This is a genomic window from Sandaracinobacteroides sp., assembly GCF_057137845.1.
This window is the reverse complement of the sequence record NZ_DBNHFX010000136.1, coordinates 1-2,797: the sequence shown is the minus strand read 5'-3', so window position 1 is coordinate 2,797 and position 2,797 is coordinate 1. Positions and strand designations below refer to the sequence as shown.

Below are 2,797 nucleotides of genomic sequence, written 5' to 3'. Positions count from 1 at the left end.
GCACCGGGTATTTGCGATCCGGGTTGGCGGCATATCCGAACGGCAGCGTGACGACATAATCATAGTCGCGCCCCAGTGCCTTTGCCGGAATGCGGACAACTTCGGTGTTCGTCAGGGGATAGGGGCGTGTGTCGGCCACTGGAGCATGTGGCGCAACGGCCTGCGCAAGGGCAGGGGTAGCCAGCAGCCCGGCTAGCAGCAGGAACATTCTTACCGGGATGGCGCACCCTTCTGGAACACGCCATCCTTCATGATGACATCGAAATTCGCTTCCGGGTCGGCGATCAGCCTCAGGTTGGCCATCGGGTTGCCGTTCACCAGAATAAGGTCGGCCAGTGCGCCTTCCTTCACCACGCCCAACTCGCCCTGATAGGGCGCGCGCAGGCCCGACAGCGCCAGCAGTTGCGCATTGTCATGCGTGACCAGTTTCAGGATTTCCGCCGGGGTGAACCACTTCGTCAGTTTCAGGATGAAGGCGTTCTGCTGGCTGTTTTCCTCGGGGCGGAAAAGGAAGTCCGTCCCCCATGCCAGCCGCACGCCATTGGCCTTGGCCGAAGCCCAGGCCTTATCCGAGCCGGCCGCCACATCGGCCTTCTTGGCCTTGCGCTCGGGCGGGTCTGACGGCAGCGGCGGCGGCAGGTTCTGCAATGAAAGCCAAGCGCCCTTTTCGCGGATGTAGCGGATGGTCGCATCGTCCAGCAACTGCCCGTGCTCGATGCTTTTTACCCCCGCATCCAGCGCCCGGCGGACCGCGCGCGGCGTATAGGCGTGCACCGCGACATAGGTGCCCCAGTCCTCGGCGGCGGCCACGGCCGCCGACAGTTCCTCGGGCAGATACTGGGTCACGTCGATCGGGTCATATTCCGACGAGGATCCGCCGCCGGCCATCAGCTTGATCTGGCTGGCTCCGAAACGCAGGTTTTCGCGCGTGGCGGTCAGCACTTCGTCTCGCCCGTCGGCAATGAAGGTGGCGCCCAGCAACTCCGCGCGCGCAGGCTTGCCGAAAAAGCGGCGGGACTGTTCGCTGGGCAGGCGGAAATCGCCGTGCCCTGATGTCTGGCTGATAACGGCGCCCGATGGCCAGATGCGCGGGCCGACATATTTCCCGGCGTCGATCCCGGCCTTCAGCCCGAACACCGGCCCGCCCATGTCGCGCACGGCGGTGAAGCCGCGCAGCAACATGGCTTTCGCATTCGCGGCTGCGGCGGCCTCTGCCTTGGCAGGGGTCAGGTCGGGCGCCATCAGATCCGCATTGCTGAGCGCGCCGAAGGTCAGGTGCACATGGACGTCGATCAGGCCGGGCATCAGGGTGCGGCCGCGTCCTTCCACCAGGGTTGCGCCCGGTGCGGTAACACCGGGGCCGATGGCGGCCACCCTGTTGCCGCGCACCAGCACATTTACAGGCGCCGAAAGGTCGGGCGACGTACCATCGAACACGCGCACGTTGCGGAATAATGTGTCGGCCGCCGCCGGGGATGCCACCATCGCCAAGGTCGAAATAGCCAGGGTGAGCATGATTCTGCGCATATTCTGTTTTTTTCCGTATCAAAAAATCTGAAAAGCCGATCAGAAGCGGATGCTCAGGCCCAAGGCTGGACCGTGCAGGGCGTTGTTCATGCTGAAGCCGTCTTTCCGGTAATTGTAGCTCATGTGGCGGTATCCGGCCAGCAGCGACGTGGACTGGTTGAGGTTCACACCCGCTGCGACCAGTGCATCCGACGAGAGGCTGGAGCCGCCGGCTCCCAGCATTCCATGGGCGTTCAGCGAAAGGGCGGGCGTAAGGCGAACCATGGCCTTGGCACCAACCATCGCGTCCACCCAGCTTGCCTGTTCCTCGGCACTATAGGCCGGAGGTATGGGAGGCGGCAGCGGCATGCCCGGCGGAGCCTGATAGCTTATCCGGGATTTGATCGACCAGTAACGCACCCCGGCGATGAGATCGAGCGAGCCGGCAGAATCCTCGACGATCCGGTATTGCGGCGCCACCATGAAAGTGAATGTGGTGGACCCGAGGGAGACTGGAAGCCCGACCATCGGCACCCGTGCATCGGAGGACAGCCTGGCATAGAGGCCATCCACCAGGAAGCCGCAACGACCCTTGCGGCCTTCGAATGCCGCCATTGCGGCAATATCCAGATTGCGCAAAATCTTGCGTGGCGGCGCACTTATGATGATATTCCGGGGCAGGGCGTCGTGCGATGCCCTGCCTTCCATGCCGCTCGCCCAGACATAGGGCACAGCATTGAAGCGCCAGTTGTTATCGGCAGCAGCCGGCGCCGAAGCAAGGCAGGCGGCAAACAGTGCGGGCATGATGCCTTCCCTCCATTCCTTGATGCGCTTATTGCACGGTTGCCTTTTCGACGGAATATCGACAATCCGTGCGCCGTCTTACGGGGCGGGCCTGCCCGGCAATTCCCCGAATCCGGAATCGATGATGCATGTTCCAGCACGGAAGGGCATTGAGCGGGAAACGAGTGTCGATTGCGGATCGACGGTCAACGGAACCGGTTGTCCTTTGGAAATCCCTGCGGCGGCAGCCGCCCGGCGCCGGCGCGTGTGCCAAGCCACGGCGCGAGGTCGGTTTCCGTCCTCGTCCGGCCGCTGTCTCCCTGCAGTTTCCAGCTAAGGCCGTCAGCAAGCTTCAGTGTGATGGCATCGGAAAGTCCACCGTCCTTGTATTTTTGCAGCGCGACGCCCTGCCCACGGGTCATTTCCGGCAGCATCGTCAGCGGGAACACCAGCAGTTTGCGGTTTTCTCCGATGGTGGCGACATGATCGTCACCTTCGGCGATCTGGC

The 2,797-nt window shown here is 63.2% G+C and carries 2 protein-coding genes and 2 pseudogenes; all 4 read right to left on the bottom strand.

Features of this window, described 5'->3' with window-relative positions; translation table 11 throughout:
• Window positions 1-208: pseudogene (locus tag AC16JP_RS07920) on the bottom strand (hypothetical protein); the annotation flags it as partial.
• Window positions 209-210: 2 nt separating this feature from the next.
• Window positions 211-1,515: a metal-dependent hydrolase family protein gene (locus AC16JP_RS07915; RefSeq protein WP_484340070.1), complete on the bottom strand. Its 1,305-nt coding sequence runs from the start codon at window positions 1,513-1,515 to the stop codon at window positions 211-213.
• A gap of 51 nt (window positions 1,516-1,566) precedes the next feature.
• Window positions 1,567-2,310 carry a hypothetical protein gene (locus AC16JP_RS07910; RefSeq protein ID WP_484340069.1) on the bottom strand — a complete coding sequence of 248 codons (744 nt, stop codon included), beginning with the start codon at window positions 2,308-2,310 and terminating at the stop codon, window positions 1,567-1,569.
• A gap of 185 nt (window positions 2,311-2,495) precedes the next feature.
• Window positions 2,496-2,797 (bottom strand): annotated as a pseudogene (locus tag AC16JP_RS07905) (DNA topoisomerase IV subunit A); the annotation flags it as partial.